The organism is Labrenzia sp. 5N (assembly GCF_012395805.1).
In the GTDB taxonomy this organism is placed as follows: domain Bacteria; phylum Pseudomonadota; class Alphaproteobacteria; order Rhizobiales; family Stappiaceae; genus Roseibium; species Roseibium algicola.
The window spans coordinates 1,409,087-1,423,927 of sequence record NZ_JAAZTM010000020.1; the positions used below are offsets into that span (position 1 = coordinate 1,409,087).

The 14,841-nt window shown below is 58.4% G+C and carries 13 protein-coding genes; 6 read left to right on the forward strand and 7 right to left on the reverse strand.

Features of this window, described 5'->3' with window-relative positions; all coding sequences use genetic code 11:
* The first annotated feature begins 125 nt into the window (after positions 1-125).
* Together HEP89_RS26890 and HEP89_RS26895 are read left to right on the forward strand one after the other, a co-directional pair.
* Positions 126-566, forward strand: a complete 441-nt coding sequence (locus HEP89_RS26890; protein WP_168693463.1) for a hypothetical protein — start codon at positions 126-128, stop codon at positions 564-566.
* Between the two features lie 53 nt (positions 567-619).
* Positions 620-1,372 carry an SDR family oxidoreductase gene (locus HEP89_RS26895; protein WP_062489479.1) on the forward strand — a complete coding sequence of 251 codons (753 nt, stop codon included), beginning with the start codon at positions 620-622 and terminating at the stop codon, positions 1,370-1,372.
* A gap of 7 nt (positions 1,373-1,379) precedes the next feature.
* On the opposite strand, the gene HEP89_RS26900 is transcribed toward HEP89_RS26895, so the two are convergent.
* Positions 1,380-1,742 (reverse strand): hypothetical protein, encoded by a 363-nt coding sequence (locus HEP89_RS26900; protein ID WP_168693464.1) that lies wholly within the window; start codon positions 1,740-1,742, stop codon positions 1,380-1,382.
* Positions 1,743-1,912: 170 nt separating this feature from the next.
* Positions 1,913-2,338, reverse strand: a complete 426-nt coding sequence (locus tag HEP89_RS26905; RefSeq protein WP_168687992.1) for a secondary thiamine-phosphate synthase enzyme YjbQ — start codon at positions 2,336-2,338, stop codon at positions 1,913-1,915.
* Positions 2,339-2,471: 133 nt separating this feature from the next.
* Here HEP89_RS26905 and HEP89_RS26910 point away from each other — a divergent pair, with 133 nt between their 5' ends.
* The gene (locus HEP89_RS26910; protein ID WP_168693465.1) at positions 2,472-3,770 is read left to right on the forward strand and encodes a glycosyltransferase; all 1,299 of its coding nucleotides are present in this window, start codon (positions 2,472-2,474) and stop codon (positions 3,768-3,770) included.
* A 25-nt stretch (positions 3,771-3,795) separates the two neighbouring features.
* On the opposite strand, the gene HEP89_RS26915 is transcribed toward HEP89_RS26910, so the two are convergent.
* Positions 3,796-4,677: a LysR family transcriptional regulator gene (locus tag HEP89_RS26915; protein ID WP_168693466.1), complete on the reverse strand. Its 882-nt coding sequence runs from the start codon at positions 4,675-4,677 to the stop codon at positions 3,796-3,798.
* Between the two features lie 111 nt (positions 4,678-4,788).
* Between HEP89_RS26915 and HEP89_RS26920 the strand changes: the two genes are divergently transcribed.
* A complete protein-coding gene (locus HEP89_RS26920) occupies positions 4,789-5,160 on the forward strand; it encodes a VOC family protein (RefSeq protein WP_168693467.1) in 372 nt (123 codons plus the stop codon).
* Between the two features lie 107 nt (positions 5,161-5,267).
* A complete protein-coding gene (locus tag HEP89_RS26925; protein WP_168687995.1) occupies positions 5,268-6,899 on the forward strand; it encodes an FMN-binding glutamate synthase family protein in 1,632 nt (543 codons plus the stop codon).
* A 173-nt stretch (positions 6,900-7,072) separates the two neighbouring features.
* Here HEP89_RS26925 and HEP89_RS26930 read toward each other — a convergent pair whose 3' ends face one another.
* The 4 genes from HEP89_RS26930 to HEP89_RS26945 all read right to left on the reverse strand — a co-directional run bounded on the left by HEP89_RS26930 (position 7,073) and on the right by HEP89_RS26945 (position 12,192).
* The gene (locus tag HEP89_RS26930) at positions 7,073-7,921 is read right to left on the reverse strand and encodes a helix-turn-helix transcriptional regulator (RefSeq protein WP_022997860.1); all 849 of its coding nucleotides are present in this window, start codon (positions 7,919-7,921) and stop codon (positions 7,073-7,075) included.
* A gap of 107 nt (positions 7,922-8,028) precedes the next feature.
* A complete protein-coding gene (locus HEP89_RS26935; protein ID WP_168693468.1) occupies positions 8,029-9,912 on the reverse strand; it encodes an ABC transporter ATP-binding protein in 1,884 nt (627 codons plus the stop codon).
* Between the two features lie 33 nt (positions 9,913-9,945).
* The gene (locus tag HEP89_RS26940) at positions 9,946-10,572 is read right to left on the reverse strand and encodes a metalloregulator ArsR/SmtB family transcription factor (protein ID WP_168693469.1); all 627 of its coding nucleotides are present in this window, start codon (positions 10,570-10,572) and stop codon (positions 9,946-9,948) included.
* Positions 10,573-10,665: 93 nt separating this feature from the next.
* Positions 10,666-12,192: a hypothetical protein gene (locus HEP89_RS26945; RefSeq protein WP_168693470.1), complete on the reverse strand. Its 1,527-nt coding sequence runs from the start codon at positions 12,190-12,192 to the stop codon at positions 10,666-10,668.
* 557 nt (positions 12,193-12,749) lie between these two features.
* Here HEP89_RS26945 and HEP89_RS26950 point away from each other — a divergent pair.
* Positions 12,750-14,750 carry an EAL domain-containing protein gene (locus tag HEP89_RS26950; protein ID WP_209014834.1) on the forward strand — a complete coding sequence of 667 codons (2,001 nt, stop codon included), beginning with the start codon at positions 12,750-12,752 and terminating at the stop codon, positions 14,748-14,750.
* Positions 14,751-14,841: the final 91 nt, after the last annotated feature.

The window sequence follows — 14,841 nt, forward strand, 5'->3', positions numbered from 1 at the left end:
CCCGCAAATAGTTGCAAGGCAAGCCTGTGTGAGGCTTGCGTGATCCAGGACCAGCGCTCCCCGACACAGCTTGACCCACACGCGGGGCTGTTATCTTCTGGGGCGAGTTCATTTCGGATCAGACCATGACCCTTGTTCGCCTCTGCCTGCTTCTGCCCCTCTTGTTCTCGTCCACAGCATTTGCCGCCGATCATTGCATCGATGTTCAGGCAAAACGCGGCTGGCAGCAACTGTCCCTGCCCGGCGGCAAGATCACCGGCGTGCAGTATTCCGGCGGCTGGAGCGTGATTGCCGGCATGTACAAGGCCGTCGGCCCGCGTGGCTACACGGGCGAAGACGCGCGACGGCTAGGCCCGCTCTACGGCTACAAGTTTGACCAATCCTACGCTTTCGGCGAGATGCTTGTGCGAGATCAGGCGGGCCGCATTGTGCCGTTCGCGGAGTTTGCCGCGCTCGCCGTCAACTCGCGCGATCCGGCCGGTGTCTATGCCTTCCGCATCAACGACAAGGATGTCGCGCTGCCGGACAATGCCGGTTCCATTCGCGTCTGTATTTCAATGCGCTGACCTTCTCAACAGGCACGCCTCCCCTTCCCCTGCCCTGAACGGATCTCCCCCCCATGACCCAGAAAACCATCCTCATCACCGGTGCTGCCCGGGGCATCGGCCTTGCGACGGCAAAGCTCATGCTGAGCCGCGGCTGGCAAGTTGCCATGCTTGACCGGGATGTCGACGAACTCGCGATTGCGTCCGAAGGTCTGGCAGGTGCCGTTCCGTTTATCTGTGACGTTTCCATCGCAGAGCAGGTCGAGGCAACCATCCCTGCCATCTTGCAGAAATTCGGTCAGCTGGATGCCGTCGTGAACAATGCCGGCGTTGCCGAATTCGGCCCGATAGAGGAGACGGATTTTGCCATGTGGCGGCGGGTCATGGAGACCAATCTCGACGGCGTGTTTCTGGTTTCTCAAGCTGTCGTTCCCGCCTTGAAGAAAACCCGTGGCGCCATCGTCAACATCGCCTCCATTTCCGGCCTGCGCGCGTCAACGTTGCGGGTTGCCTACGGAACCTCCAAGGCCGCCGTCATCCAGCTCACCAAGCAACAGGCAGCTGAACTTGGCGAATACGGCATTCGCGCCAACTGTGTCTGCCCGGGTCCCGTGCGCACCAAGCTGGCGATGGCGGTGCACAGCCAGGACATCATCGATGCCTATCACGACGCGATCCCGCTCAACCGCTATGGCTCGGAAACGGAAATTGGCGAAGTAATCGCCTTTCTATGCTCCGAGCAGGCGAGTTACGTCACCGGGCAGGTAATTGCTTCCGATGGTGGTTTTGAAAGCACCGGGGTTGGGCTTCCGGCACTTCGCAAGTAAGTGAGCGTCACTCGATTTTCAGAAAGACACAACGCTGCATAACGGGCCGGTTTGCGGACTTGCGGGAACAATCTTCTTTCCTGAATGCGCCCTCAGGCCGGTATTTGTCCATGACCGCGTCCAGGCGATCATTGGTGATGGCAGCGTTGGCCCTTTGCAGGCACGGCAGCAACAGCGCCTTGTTCGCCCGTTGCTGGGCACCGCTGGGATATTTGCCCGGCTCCGGATTGACGGGTTTGAAACACTCGATGAAGACCGCCTCCTCGATACCGAGGTCTGCCGCGATCCTGTCGGTCGGGCGGTTCGGGTCGTTATCGGCAAGAGCGGGATCAGCCAGGAACAGTGCCGCAAGGAAAAGGGTGGTGCGCATCTGACTATCTCCCTGAAACTCAACCGGCTTCCGGTTTTCTGAGACGGATTTCCGGATCATGCAACCACTCTACCGGCTTCAATTTTTCAGGATGTGATAGTCGTCACAAATTTTCCGAAAGCGCCTTTTTTCTCAATCACGGTCATCGAACGCGCAGACAAAACATCCGATTAGCTGTCAGGCAGAAAATGAGCGGCGATCTGACGCTGATGGGCTCGGGTCCGATGTTCGAACAGATAAATTCCCTGCCAGGTTCCAAGCGCCATGCGCCCTGCCGAGACGGGAATGGAAAGCGAAACCGGCATCATCGCCGCCTTGATGTGGGCAGGCATATCGTCCGGTCCCTCCAGGGTATGCACCAGATAATTCATGGAAGGATGATCTGCGGGCGGAACCAGGCGTTCGAAAAACGCCTTCAGATCGCGCTGCACATCCGGATCCGCATTCTCCTGGATCAGCAGCGAACAGGATGTGTGGCGAACGAACAGTGTGAGCAAGCCGTCTTCCGCACCCGTTTCTGCAAGCCATTCAGCCACCGACGAGGTGAATTCGTAAAGGCCCTGCCCGCGGGTGCCAATTGCGAATCTGGTTTGCATCGATTCCTCCGAGGACCATTTGCCACTTCGCACTGGCTTAGGCGATCCACGCTACGGTTGCAATTACTGCTGCGGGCCGCCATCTGAGGGAAGCCTACCGAAGCCCCGCCAGATTTTCCGAACCGAGGCCCTGATGCCAACTCCCCGAAAGAAGATCCTCATTGCCTCTCTGGGCACGCGCGGAGACGTTCAGCCCTATGTTGCCCTAGCACACGACCTGGCAAAGATGGGCGCCGACGTCGTGGTGACGACGGGAGAAGGTTTCGATGACATGATCACCGCCGCCGGTGCCCGGTCACGGCCGGTTCCACTCGATTATCAAGCCCTTCTGCAAAATGAGGACATTCAGGCTGCGCTGTTTACGTTGAAGGGCAAATTCCGTGCAGCCCGCAAGAATATCGATCTGCAGAAGGAGGCCGCCCGGCGCCTCTGGCAGATCGGCATCCAGGAAAAACCGGACCTTATCCTGTTCAATCTTAAGGCAACTGTCCTGACACTTGTAGCGCGTCATCTCGACGTACCCGCCCTGCCGACAGCGCTTCAGCCGGTGAGCGCGGCAACGGGTTCCTTCCCGCTACCGCTTTTCGGGTTGCCCGACCTCGGTCCTTTCCTGAATCGGCGAAGTTTTGCCATCGGTCGCTCCCTGATGCGGCTGGGTATCGCGCCGCTCGCAAAGGCCGTCCGCGCGGAAGCGGGGACGAAGGATGCGCCTGCCCATTCGGGCGATCTGATGGACGGCCATATGCCCGGCGGAGGATCGCCGCTGTCCCTTCAGGCTTTTTCCCGGGGTCTCGTGCCAACACCACCAGACTGGCCGGAGAACAACTGGGCCTGCGGCTATTGGCTGACCGAACCTGATCCGAACTACGTTCCGCCGGAAGACCTGGCTTCGTTTCTGGAAAACGGCCCGGAGCCGATCTATCTGGGCTTTGGCTCCATGCCGAGCAGGAACCCGGCAAAGCTGACAGAAACCGTGCTTGCAGCCCTGGAACAAACCGGCCAACGTGCGATCCTGGCGACGGGCTGGGGAGGATTGTCCGGGCAAAGCCTGCCGCAGACACTTTCAGGCCGCGTCTTCCTGCTGGATAAAGCACCTCACAGCTGGCTTTTCCCGCGTTGCGCGGCAATCGTCCACCACGGTGGTGCCGGCACCACCCACGAAGCCCTGCGCTGGGGCAAACCTTCGCTGGTCTGTCCCGTCTTCGGCGATCAGCCCTTCTGGGGTGCGCAGGTACACAAGATCGGAGCCGGGCCTGCACCGATCCGGCAAAAGTCGCTCACTCCGTCGAAACTCGCCCGGTCGCTAATGCAGCTCGAAGACCCTGTGTATCGTGTCGGCGCCAAACGGGTGGCAGACATCATGGCAAGCGAACCGGGTGCGCGAGGTACGGCAGAACGGCTCCTGTCGATGATCGGCGCTGACAGGATCTGATTAGACTATGTCGTCTAAAACCAAGCTACGTATCTGAAAAGGCGGCTTCGGCCCCGAAGGCTGTTGCCAGAAACCGCGTCATGCAGGCGACCCGTTCGACAGAGCGAAGGTCGGGATGGGTCAGTACCCAGAGCTCGTTTGCTGGTACGTCATTGGTGAAGGCCAATTTCTGCAAGCCGCCTTGTGCGACATCCACCGGAACGAGGCATGTCCCCAACCCCTTGCGCGCCAATGCAGCCATGGTCATCAGATCATCACTTCGGACCACGATCCTGTCGCGATGCGATCTGTCCATCTGTTGGAAACCGGGCCGCTGGGACAGCAGTCCGCTTGCACCAATCAGGTCATGAGTTGTGAGATCGGCCGAATTCGACGGCACGCCTTTGCGCTCCAGATAGGTCTGGCTTGCGAAATAGGCCCAGGGAATATCTGCGACCTTGCGTCCGATCAGATGTTCGGGTGGAGATGACGTGACCCGCAGGGCAATCTCCGCAGCCCTGCTGGACATGTTGATCTCCTCGTTGGAGGTCAGCAGCTCAACGGTGATGTCGGGAAACCGGGCCTTGAAGTCACGCAGATACCCGGGAAGGAAATGGGCTGCGAAACTTGCAGGGGCCGTCAATCGAATTCGCCCCTTCAAAGCCAGATCCGCCCCGGATATCCGCCGGTCGATGTCCTCCATGGCAACGACAACAGACTGCGCCAGATCCAGAATTTCGGCACCAGCCTCGGTGGGTCGGTAACGGCCCTTCACTTTTTCGAACAACCTGGAGCCAAGCTGCTCTTCCAGAGAACGGATGTGCCTGAACGCCGTGGCATGGCTGATTGCGAGCTTTTCCGCAGCCTTGCCGAGACTGCTGGTCTCGGCGACCGCGTGAAACGTTCGAAGGTAGTTCCAATCCATCATGCTCTTTCAAATTTGAAAACTTCCACCTTAAATCTGCCTATTCCAAACATTTTTGCAAACACCTAAATCCATCACGCCGGCACCGCACACACCAATTTTCAGGAGAAACTCATGATCGGATATACGTCTTTGGGAACCAACGACCTGAAGCGGTCAGCGGCGTTTTACGACGCATTGCTGGCGGAACTCGGCGCACAGCGGCTGATGGAGTTCGATGACTTCATCGTCTGGGCGAACCAGCCGACCACGTCAGCCTTTTCCGTGCATATTCCTTATGACGGCAAACAGGCGACCGTCGGCAATGGCGTCATGGTCGCCTTGTCCGCCCAGAACCGGGCACAGGTCGACGCGGTCTACCGTAAAGCCATAGAGCTTGGCGCGACGGACGAAGGCAAGCCCGGCCAGCGCGCCGACAACGGCTTTTATGCCGCCTATTTCCGGGACCTGGACGGCAACAAGCTGAACGTGCACCACATGGTCTGAGCTCAAACCGGTTCCATGCAAGAGCGATCAACAGTGTTGATCGCTCTTTCCTTTTTGGCCGCAGCCTGACACAACTAGACAGCCCGCCGAATAGGAGTCACCCGTCCGTGTTTCCCGCCCGCTATACCGTTTTCATTCTTTGTATCGTACTTGCCCTGGTTGCACTTGTCCTGACGTTTGCCCTCAGCGGCTACTTCGTCTGGCCATTTCTGGTTTTTGCAGTGCTCTCGGCGATCGGTTATCTCGATATCCGCCAGACCCGACATGCGATCCTGCGCAACTATCCTGTTTCCGGTCATTTCCGTTTCCTGTTCGAAGCGATCCGGCCGGAACTGCGCCAGTATTTTTTTGAAAGCAACCAGGACGGCAGACCGTTTTCGCGGGAGCGGCGCTCCATGGTTTATGACCGGGCGAAGGATATCGAGGATGTTCTGCCGTTCGGTACAGAACTTGACGTCTACGACACTTCCTATGGCTGGGTGAACCATTCGATCTGTCCCAAACCGCACAACCATGAAGACATGCGCGTGACGATTGGCGGACCGGACTGCAAACAGCCTTATTCGGCTTCCCTCTACAACATTTCGGCCATGAGCTTCGGCTCACTCTCCGGCAATGCCATTCTGGCTTTGAACAAGGGCGCCAAGGCAGGCGGTTTCTATCACGACACCGGGGAAGGCAGCGTTTCGCGCTATCACCGGCAAGGCGGTGGCGATCTGGTCTGGGAACTTGGCAGCGGCTATTTCGGCTGCCGCGCCGACGATGGCACTTTCGATGCCGAAAAGTTCGCCAAGCAGGCTGTCGAACCGCAGATCAAGATGATCGAAATCAAGATGAGCCAGGGGGCCAAACCTGGTCACGGCGGTGTGCTGCCCGGACCGAAAGTGACGGAAGAAATCGCCGAAGCTCGCGGCGTTCCGATCGGCACCGACTGCATATCACCTGCCTCTCATTCCGCTTTCTCGACCCCGGTTGAACTGCTGCATTTCATCGTTCAGTTGCGAGAGCTCTCAGGTGGCAAGCCGGTCGGCTTCAAGCTGTGCATCGGTCATCGCTGGGAATTCATGGCCATCGTCAAGGCCATGCTGAAGACCGGCATCAAGCCGGATTTCATCGTGGTCGACGGTGCCGAAGGCGGGACAGGCGCCGCACCGGTGGAATTTGCCAACAGGTTGGGAACACCTCTGCGCCAGGGTCTGACCTTCGTACACAATTGCCTTGTCGGCACGGGCCTTCGCGAAGATATCCGGATCGGTGCCGCCGGCAAGCTGATCAGCGCATTCGACATTGCAGGGGCGCTGGCTCTGGGCGCCGACTGGGTCAACTCTGCGCGCGGCTTCATGTTCGCAGTCGGCTGCATCCAGTCCCAGAGCTGCCACACCAACCGTTGCCCCACCGGCGTCGCCACGCAGGACCCCAAGCGCCAGCAGGCCCTGGTTGTTCCCGACAAGGCACAGCGCGTCGCGAATTTTCATCGCAACACGCTGAAGTCGCTTCGGGATTTTTCTGCTGCTGCCGGGCTTAGCCATCCGCGCGAATTCAAGCCGGAACATTTCTACCTGCACGAAGGTCTTCGCGAAATCATGCCGGCCAGCGTCGCGCTGTCCTGGTTGAAGAAGGGGGCCCTCCTGGAAAAGTCGCACAACATTCCGGGCTACTCGACCTATTGGGAAATGGCGGAAGCAGAAAGCTTTCACCCGGCCAAGTCGGTGGAAGCCGCAAAGTCCGCCCACGCCTAGGACCAAAGCGTCAGCGGGGGCCTTGCGTCGTCCTTCAAGGTGAAGGTTTCCAGAAACAGGCTTTCTCGAGGCGCACCCCTGCTGCTGATCGACCCAACCTGGCTGTGCCTGCGGCTCACAAGATATCCATGGCTGCAAGGTGACCATTTCTTGCAGCTAAAAACGAACAGACGTCAGTCGAGCTGGCGCGCCAGTTGAACGGCAAAATCACCGGCCTCATGCGAGCGGATGACCGCGTGGCGAACGAGGTCGTCAAAGTGGCTGGAGAAGAGCTGGACGTGGCGCGTGTTGGAAAACGCCAGGTAGCGCTGCCCGAGGTAGAGTGCCGCCCATTTCTGCCCGAAGACCGTGAAAGGTGCGGAGAACCGGTCGGTCGCGCCGAAGAGATGCAGACGTAGCGAGGGGTAAAGCTCGCTCAAGGTAAGCCCCATGACCTCCAGCTGTTCGCGACGCAGGTCAACCGGAAGCCCCTGCCATAGCCCCTCTCCGCGGGCAAAGCCTTCCAGCGCCTCTTTCGACAGGGCGATTTCCATGTCGGATTCCGCCCGGCTGAGGAGTGCCCTCTGATCCCTGGTGCCGGTTATGGCCTGGTCGGCGGTGCGCAACGTTTCGCCGGAGTACTCGAAAGCCAGAACAGCTTCGGTCTTGAGGACATCCGGCAGGTTGGCGGGCACATGCCGGATCTTCGCCCCGACCGCATCGCGATACCAGGCGAGCAGATGTTCATCGACCGGGTGCCGCTCGGTCTCTGCCACCTGAACTGCCTGATCCAGGATTTCGGCCGCGGCCCCGCGGTGGGTGGAAAGACCAAGCAACCAGTCGGAAGAAACGCTGAGCGCGGTCGCAATGGCAGCCAGCGCCTGCCCGTTTGGCAGGCGGGGTGCATCTTCCGACAACAACTGGGAAACGGTTGACCGGTCGAGCCCGGCACCGCGTGCCAGATCCGATCGGTTCATATCCCGGCTGCGCAAGGCATCCGACAGGCGTTCGCGAAAAAGTACGGCGCGGTCTCTCTTGTCCATGAGAGGAGTATTGTCAGCCGGATTTCGGAAAATCAACACAAGCTGACATTTTCCCGAAGCACCGGCCAGTGGGAAGCTCACGCAAGCAAGGTGCTTTTCACCAGACCCTATTCAGCAGCGCTGAGCGCCAGGAAACCACCTGATTGACGTTCCCAGAGCGCAGCGTAAAGACCACCGGAGGCAAGCAGCTCGCGGTGTGTACCTTCTTCCGCAATCCGGCCTTGATCCATCACCACGAGCCGGTCCATTGCGGCAATGGTCGACAGACGGTGGGCAACGGCCAGCGTGGTGCGCCCTTCCATCATGCGGGTTAGGTTCTGCTGAATGGCAAGCTCGGCTTCACTATCGAGGGCAGAGGTTGCCTCGTCGAGGATCAGGATCGGCGCATCTTTCAAAAGCACCCTGGCGATCGTGATGCGTTGGCGCTGACCGCCGGAGAGTTTGACACCGCGATCGCCCACATGGGCATCCAGCCCCGTCCGGCCCTTGCTGTCCTTCTGCTCCTCAATGAAATCGAGCGCTTCGGCAGCACGGGCAACCGCACGGATCTCGTCGTCGGTGGCTTCCGGCCTGCCATAGCGAATGTTGTCGCGAATCGACCGGTTCAAAAGGGAGATGTCCTGGGTGACAACGCCGATCCGGCTGCGCAGAGATGCCTGAGTGACATCGCGCACGTCCTGCCCGTCGATCGAAATCCGACCTTCGGTCACGTCCCGCAAGCGCATCAGCAAAGACACAGCGGTCGATTTGCCGGCGCCGGACAGGCCAACCAGACCGACCCGCTCACCCGGCTTGATCGTCAGGTTGAACTTGTCCAGGACCGGCTTGCGGTCACTCTGATAGGCAAAGGACACGTTGTCGAAGCGGATTTCCCCGGCGCTGACATTCAGCTCGCCGGCATCCGGCTGGTCGATGATTGCCGGCCGGCTCGTCATGATCGGCATGGCATCGCGGATCGTACCGAGCGTGCTGGTGATCGACTGTCCGATCCCTATGAAGCTGGATGAAGCGTGCGACAGCGAGCGTGTGACGGTCAGCCCGGCGACAAAGTCGCCGATTGAGACCCACCCCTTCATCATGCCCCAGAAGCCAATGACCACCACAGCCAGGATCAGCAGCACGTTCAGAAAATAGACGCCGCTGTCGGTCAGGATATAGGACCGGTTCTCGCTGTGCCTGGTGTCGATTGTTTCGCCGATGACCTTGCGAATGGCACCGGCTTCCGAATCTTCCGCCGCAAACAGTTTGACCATCGCGATGTTGGAATAGACGTCTGTCATCGCGCCGGTGGCCTTGGAATTTGCCGCTGCCACCTTGGCAGAACGCTGCAGATAGGCCGGGATCGCCAACCAGGCGACGAGGATATTCGCGCATATCCAGAACAATACCGGAATGGCCAGCGGCCAGGCCATGGCCAGAAGCAGCAGGAACGATCCGCCAAACTGAATGACCAGGAACGGAACCGTCTCGATAGAAAGCATCATCTGACGGTGGACCGACATGGTGACCTGGGCAATGCGGGAGGCAACCTGACCGGCGAATGTGTCCTCAAAGAAAGCCAGGTCCTGTGCTTCCACGGCCTTGTGCGCCTGCCAACGCATTGCCGCCGGCAGAAGAATACGCACGGTCTGGAAGGCAAAGGTCTGGCGCAGGAGAAATGCGATTGGATCAATAATCACGAAGAGGAGGAAGAAACCGGCCAGGATGGTGAGGTTGTCTTTCAGAAACGCCTGCGCCCCTGCCTCGGTCACACCGTCGACCACGAAAGCTATCGCCCAGATGCCCGCAAGACCCAGCCCGGAGGAGATCATCGCCAGGCAGGAAACGATTACCAGTTGCCAGCGGAACATCATCGCGAAATGCCAGACCAGCTTCAGCGGCCCTTCATCCGGAAGAGGCGTGACAGGCAGTTCCAGCGGTTTGATGTGGGTTTCGAACGGATGGAAATACCGGTCGATGAGCCGCGCAAGCAGCGGCTTGGCGATTGACACGCAAAACACTCCTCGACTGAGACCAGCGCCTGATCAGGCCGCCGGCTCAATCCTGTAAACACAGCGACGACCGCCTGAGAGCTGATGTTCGGTACGTTCGACCGAGACACCTGGCCCAAGTACATCCTTGAAAAGATTGAGTTCCGACCGGCAGAACCCCTGGCAGGCCGTTGCCGCGGCACAGATCGAACAGTGATTTTCGATCAGCAGGTAGCCTGCCCCTTCCGGAACAAGATCGGCCATGTAGCCTTCCCGGTTGCGCAGATCGGCAAGCACTTCCAGCTTGCCGCGCAGATCCGGCGCCTTGCCAACCGCTTCGGTATAGGATTTCCGGCTTTGCGCTTCACGGTGGGCGATCAGCTTGTCGACACCTTTTTCGCCGAAAATATCGTTCAGGCCGGAAATCAACCCGAGCACCAGGTTGGAATGATTGTCGGGAAACTGCTTGTGCCCGTCCGGTGTCAGGTCCCAGACCCGCTTGGGCCGGCCGACCGAACCTTTCTGATCATCGAAGTCCACCAGCCCGTCCTGCAACAGGCCGTCCAGATGCTGGCGAACAGCCACTGACGTCACCTTCAACCCGCTGGCAAGATCTGCCGCAGTCTGTGGGCCGGAGGATTTCAGCGCGTTCAAAAGCCGGGTTCGAGTACGATCTGCCATAGCCGTCTATATAGCGTATTTCAAAGATAAAAAAATAGTCTGCTTATCTTATTGTGAAGCGACCAGAGCCGGGCGTGTGCCTTCGAGGGGAGATCAGCGCGCTTCCATATACCGTTTGCTCGACCACCCGGCGAAACTATCGTCGGACCAGAAGACCTTACACCATCCTCCGTCGCATTCGGTGATGTAAAAATCGGATTGTCCCGGTGCGAGCGACCCGACTTTGTTGCATTTCGACGACTCGCACGAACGTATCCAGAGCACGTCGTTTGATGCCACGCCGACGATGCGTTGCCAGTTGCGACTGTCGGGTTTCGAAGCCTTCGCAGAGACCGCCCGCTCGCCGGGCTTGCACAGGTCGGATTCAGCGCAGTCTCGGAAACCAAGCGCCGCAAGCATCCGGGGAAGATCAGGCGATGCCACGATCCTTGCCCGAGTTTTCCGCGCAAGATCCGGTAGATCCCTGAGGGTGGTTTCCAGAGGGTAAATTGCGAAAGCCGGCAACTTGCCCATGAGGAGCGCCAAGACCTCGGCGTCGTTGCTACCTGTCATGTCGAACGTGTCGGGAGCAAATGGTCCTGAAATCAGGCAGAAGTCGTTGCCGGGAAAATTATCTGCACCGGACCAGGAACCGCCGCAGCCCGACATCTGCGGTCCTTCCCCGAGGTCGACAACACCGATCCGGCAACCGGACTTAACCATATCCCAATAAGCCGCATGAACCTCGTAGTGAAAGCCACTGTAACCGTCGTTTGCGGAATGCGCGTGAAAGGTTGTCACTCCGTCCATCAGCTGATCCTGGGTATAGGTTTCGTAGTCGTAGACCAGATCTTTTCCGGTGGACGTGCTGACAGTGAACATGTTGTGGCATGCCCGCGCGGCCGCCACGGCGTCGACCAGCGTGGTCTTCTCATATCCGAAAAGGTCGATCTGCCAGCGCAGCGCCTTCCCCACGGTATCGACATAGAAAAAATCCTGCCCCTTGTGCTGGAGCATGTTCTGCATCAGATCCGGCTGCACGAATATGCCGTCCGTTAGGCCCAGTGGCGTGTTGGCCAAGGCCATGAAACGGTAGATCGCCTCGTTGGCCAGGTCGAAGGCCTTTGACAGCTGTTCGCCGGAAAAGCCGGCTCCGTCCGGGGCGTCGACCGACGGGCGATGCAGACCGAGTGTGGCATTGACATGCAGCTTGCGGTTCAAGCCCTTGCCCAGATCGCCATCCGTGCTGCCCATCAAAAAGATGATCGAACAGGCCGACAGGCAACTGTCGCCATCGTCGACCACCGTGCCAATCCACTTCTCAAGCAGGAATGCTGCAATCCGCGTTGCTTCTGACAACGAACCGCCCGGCGAATTGAGACAGACCGAAAATGGCGACAGAACCAACGGATCATCCATTTGATATTGATCGACGCGGTCCAGTGCCGTTTGCAAATAGCCGATTATCCGTTCGCTGTCGCCGCGGCCGATCTGGCCGTCGATGCGATGAGCACAATGCTCCGAGCGGGCCGGTTGAATGCCGGCGGCCTGAACCGGGCCAGCCGCCGTGACAAGTGCGACGACGATGGCTGCGACGAAAAATAGGGCAGCCCCTGTGATTGTGTGAGATCTTCTGGTCAATTTATTCTGCCCGAACAAGAAATGAAAAATCGATTTGCCTTAACTCTTGAAACTACCGAGCCGGTACCTCGTAACACCGGATGCCGTTCCTTTTCCCTCCCCTTTCTCCACGCCGCTCGTCCCGCACATTTGCCAGACAGCGCTTATGTTTGAGGTCAATGATCGCCAGTTCAAGAGCAACGGCCCGCGGGAAAACAATATGCGTAGCTACGATTACATGGATCTGAGCGGTAGTCACGTTGCGTTCACACCAAATTGGATACATGATCCACTATAAAGTCCCTGAAATAATCTGAGAGTGCCGACTGTACCCCTGTAAATTGACGATTTCCGGCAGCAAAATTCAAGTGTAAGACTGCAACGCCCCCATGCCTGTACAATCGGCATGTTTTGTCGGCTACCCGGGTTTGCAATCTGAATATTAGCAAAACGTACCTCTAAAATTCCGACCTGAACATTTAACACTCTCGAAATCTAAAAACGACCTAAGGTCAGTAAAGCTGCCCCAATAACAATTCTTTATCTCATTTTGATTAGAAGAAATATCAATGGAGAAAATGATGGAAAAAATCAGGGCTTTCCTGAGATGGATGATGATCGATCCTCGCCATCCGGAAATTGCACAAGCTCAGTACAATGAGCTCAAGACCCAGATTCCGTCGCTCTATGCCCTCCTCATGGTCAATGCGGTTGCCGTTGCCTATACCCATTTCGATATCGCGCCGACTTATCTGACCGTCGGAATTCTTGCGCCGATCCTGTTGATCACGACCTTTCGCATGGTGGCCTGGATACGCGCCCGCAAAGTTGACCCGACACCGCAAGAAGCGATCAGCAAGATGCGGCAGACCGTCATTCTCGGCAGTCTGGTGTCCGTCATCTACATTGCCTGGTCGCTGAGCCTGGACGGCTATGGCGGACCTGCCGAGCGCGGTCATGTGGCGCTTTTCATCGCCATCACCGTCATCGGCTGCATCTTCTGTCTGATGCATCTGCCGCAGGCTGCCCTGATGGTCATGGTGATCGTGACGATCCCTTATCTGGTGCACTATCTCGGCCAGAATCAGGACGTCTACATTGCCATAGGGCTCAATATCTTCCTGGTGTGCCTGGTCGTCCTGCAGGTTCTTCTGAACGGCTATCGAGGGTTCTGTAAACTGATTGAATCGCAATCGGACCTGGCCGCCAAACAGAAAGAAACGGAGCGTCTCAACGCAGAAAACTCCAAGCTTGCCCAAACCGACGCGCTTACCGACCTGCCGAACCGACGCTATTTCTTCAACCGGCTTGAAGCCCTGATCAGCGAAGTGGAAGGCACGGACCGGCAGTTTGCGGTCGGCGTCGTCGACCTGGACCGGTTCAAGCCCATCAACGACACCTACGGCCACCAGTTGGGCGACCAATTGCTGATGGAAGTCGGCTCGCGCCTGAAAAGCCTTGGACTGCCGAATGTCGAGATCTGCCGTCTCGGCGGCGACGAGTTCGGTTTCCTTTATCTCGGAGACATCTACGAGGCAGCCTCGACGGGGCAGTCTATTTGCGAACTGATCAGCCGCCCCTATCGGATCGGTGAACTGCAGGTTTCCGTTGGCGCGTCCTGCGGCATTGCGTTCTATCCTGATGCCGGCACTTCTGCCCATGTTCTGTTCGACCGGTCCGACTACGCCCTTTACAATTCCAAGACCAGCCTGCGCGGCCGCACGACGGTCTATTCGGCTGAACATGAAGCCCGCATCCGCTCGGAACGGGCCATCGAGGCCGCGCTTCAAAGCGCCGATCTTGCCAGCGAATTCCAGGTCTATTTCCAGCCTGTCGTCCAGTTGCCGGAACGGTTCGTTGTCGGCTTCGAAGCGTTGGCGCGGTGGGACAACCCGCAGCTTGGCAGGATTGCCCCCGACAAGTTCATTCCCATTGCCGAGCGCGCCGGCCTCATCCACAGGCTGACCCTGTCGCTGTTCGAAAAGGCGGTCGAGCAGATCAAGACCCTACCCGGAACGCTCTCGCTATCCTTCAATCTGTCCGCACATGACGTCACCTCCGCCGAGACAGTGGCTGCGCTGCTCGAGATCATCCGCCGCGCGGCGATAGACCCGCGGCGGATCACGTTCGAAATTACCGAGACTTCCGTGATCGGCAGTTATGAAGCGGCTGAAACCTGTCTGCAGGTTCTTCGAAATGCCGGTGTCAAACTCGCGCTGGATGACTTCGGCACCGGTTATTCCAGCCTTGGCTACCTGCACCGGCTGCCTATCGACTGCGTCAAGATCGACCGCAGTTTCGTTGCCGGTATCAAGGACCCGATCGCGAGCGGCGTCGTGACCTCCATCGTCAACCTGTGCCGGTCCATGAAGATGCAGTGCGTGGTGGAAGGCGTTGAAGAAAGCAACCAGTTGGAACTTCTGGAAGCGATGCATTGCCGTTTGGTCCAGGGATACCATTTCAGCGCTCCCCTGCCTTTCGAGGACCTTCTTGCCGATGCCAGGGAAAATGGAAGGGTTGCAGGGCTTCCCCTGTCCGGTACTGCCGGGGCCAGCAGCTTTCAGTTCTTTCGCGCCTGACCGGCAATCCGGACCAATTCCACCAGACCTCTTCTAATCCGTCCGGGATTTGTTTACCTCTCCGGTCTCAACCACGAAAATCCGGGACCTG

Bases quoted from the DNA above. Each gene is read 5' to 3' on its own strand.
- HEP89_RS26890 (WP_168693463.1), top strand. From the start codon at position 126: ATGACCCTTGTTCGCCTCTGCCTGCTTCTGCCCCTCTTGTTCTCGTCC.
- HEP89_RS26895 (WP_062489479.1), top strand. From the start codon at position 620: ATGACCCAGAAAACCATCCTCATCACCGGTGCTGCCCGGGGCATCGGC.
- HEP89_RS26900 (WP_168693464.1), bottom strand. From the start codon at position 1,742: ATGCGCACCACCCTTTTCCTTGCGGCACTGTTCCTGGCTGATCCCGCT.
- HEP89_RS26905 (WP_168687992.1), bottom strand. From the start codon at position 2,338: ATGCAAACCAGATTCGCAATTGGCACCCGCGGGCAGGGCCTTTACGAA.
- HEP89_RS26910 (WP_168693465.1), top strand. From the start codon at position 2,472: ATGCCAACTCCCCGAAAGAAGATCCTCATTGCCTCTCTGGGCACGCGC.
- HEP89_RS26915 (WP_168693466.1), bottom strand. From the start codon at position 4,677: ATGATGGATTGGAACTACCTTCGAACGTTTCACGCGGTCGCCGAGACC.
- HEP89_RS26920 (WP_168693467.1), top strand. From the start codon at position 4,789: ATGATCGGATATACGTCTTTGGGAACCAACGACCTGAAGCGGTCAGCG.
- HEP89_RS26930 (WP_022997860.1), bottom strand. From the start codon at position 7,921: ATGGACAAGAGAGACCGCGCCGTACTTTTTCGCGAACGCCTGTCGGAT.
- HEP89_RS26940 (WP_168693469.1), bottom strand. From the start codon at position 10,572: ATGGCAGATCGTACTCGAACCCGGCTTTTGAACGCGCTGAAATCCTCC.
- HEP89_RS26950 (WP_209014834.1), top strand. From the start codon at position 12,750: ATGATGGAAAAAATCAGGGCTTTCCTGAGATGGATGATGATCGATCCT.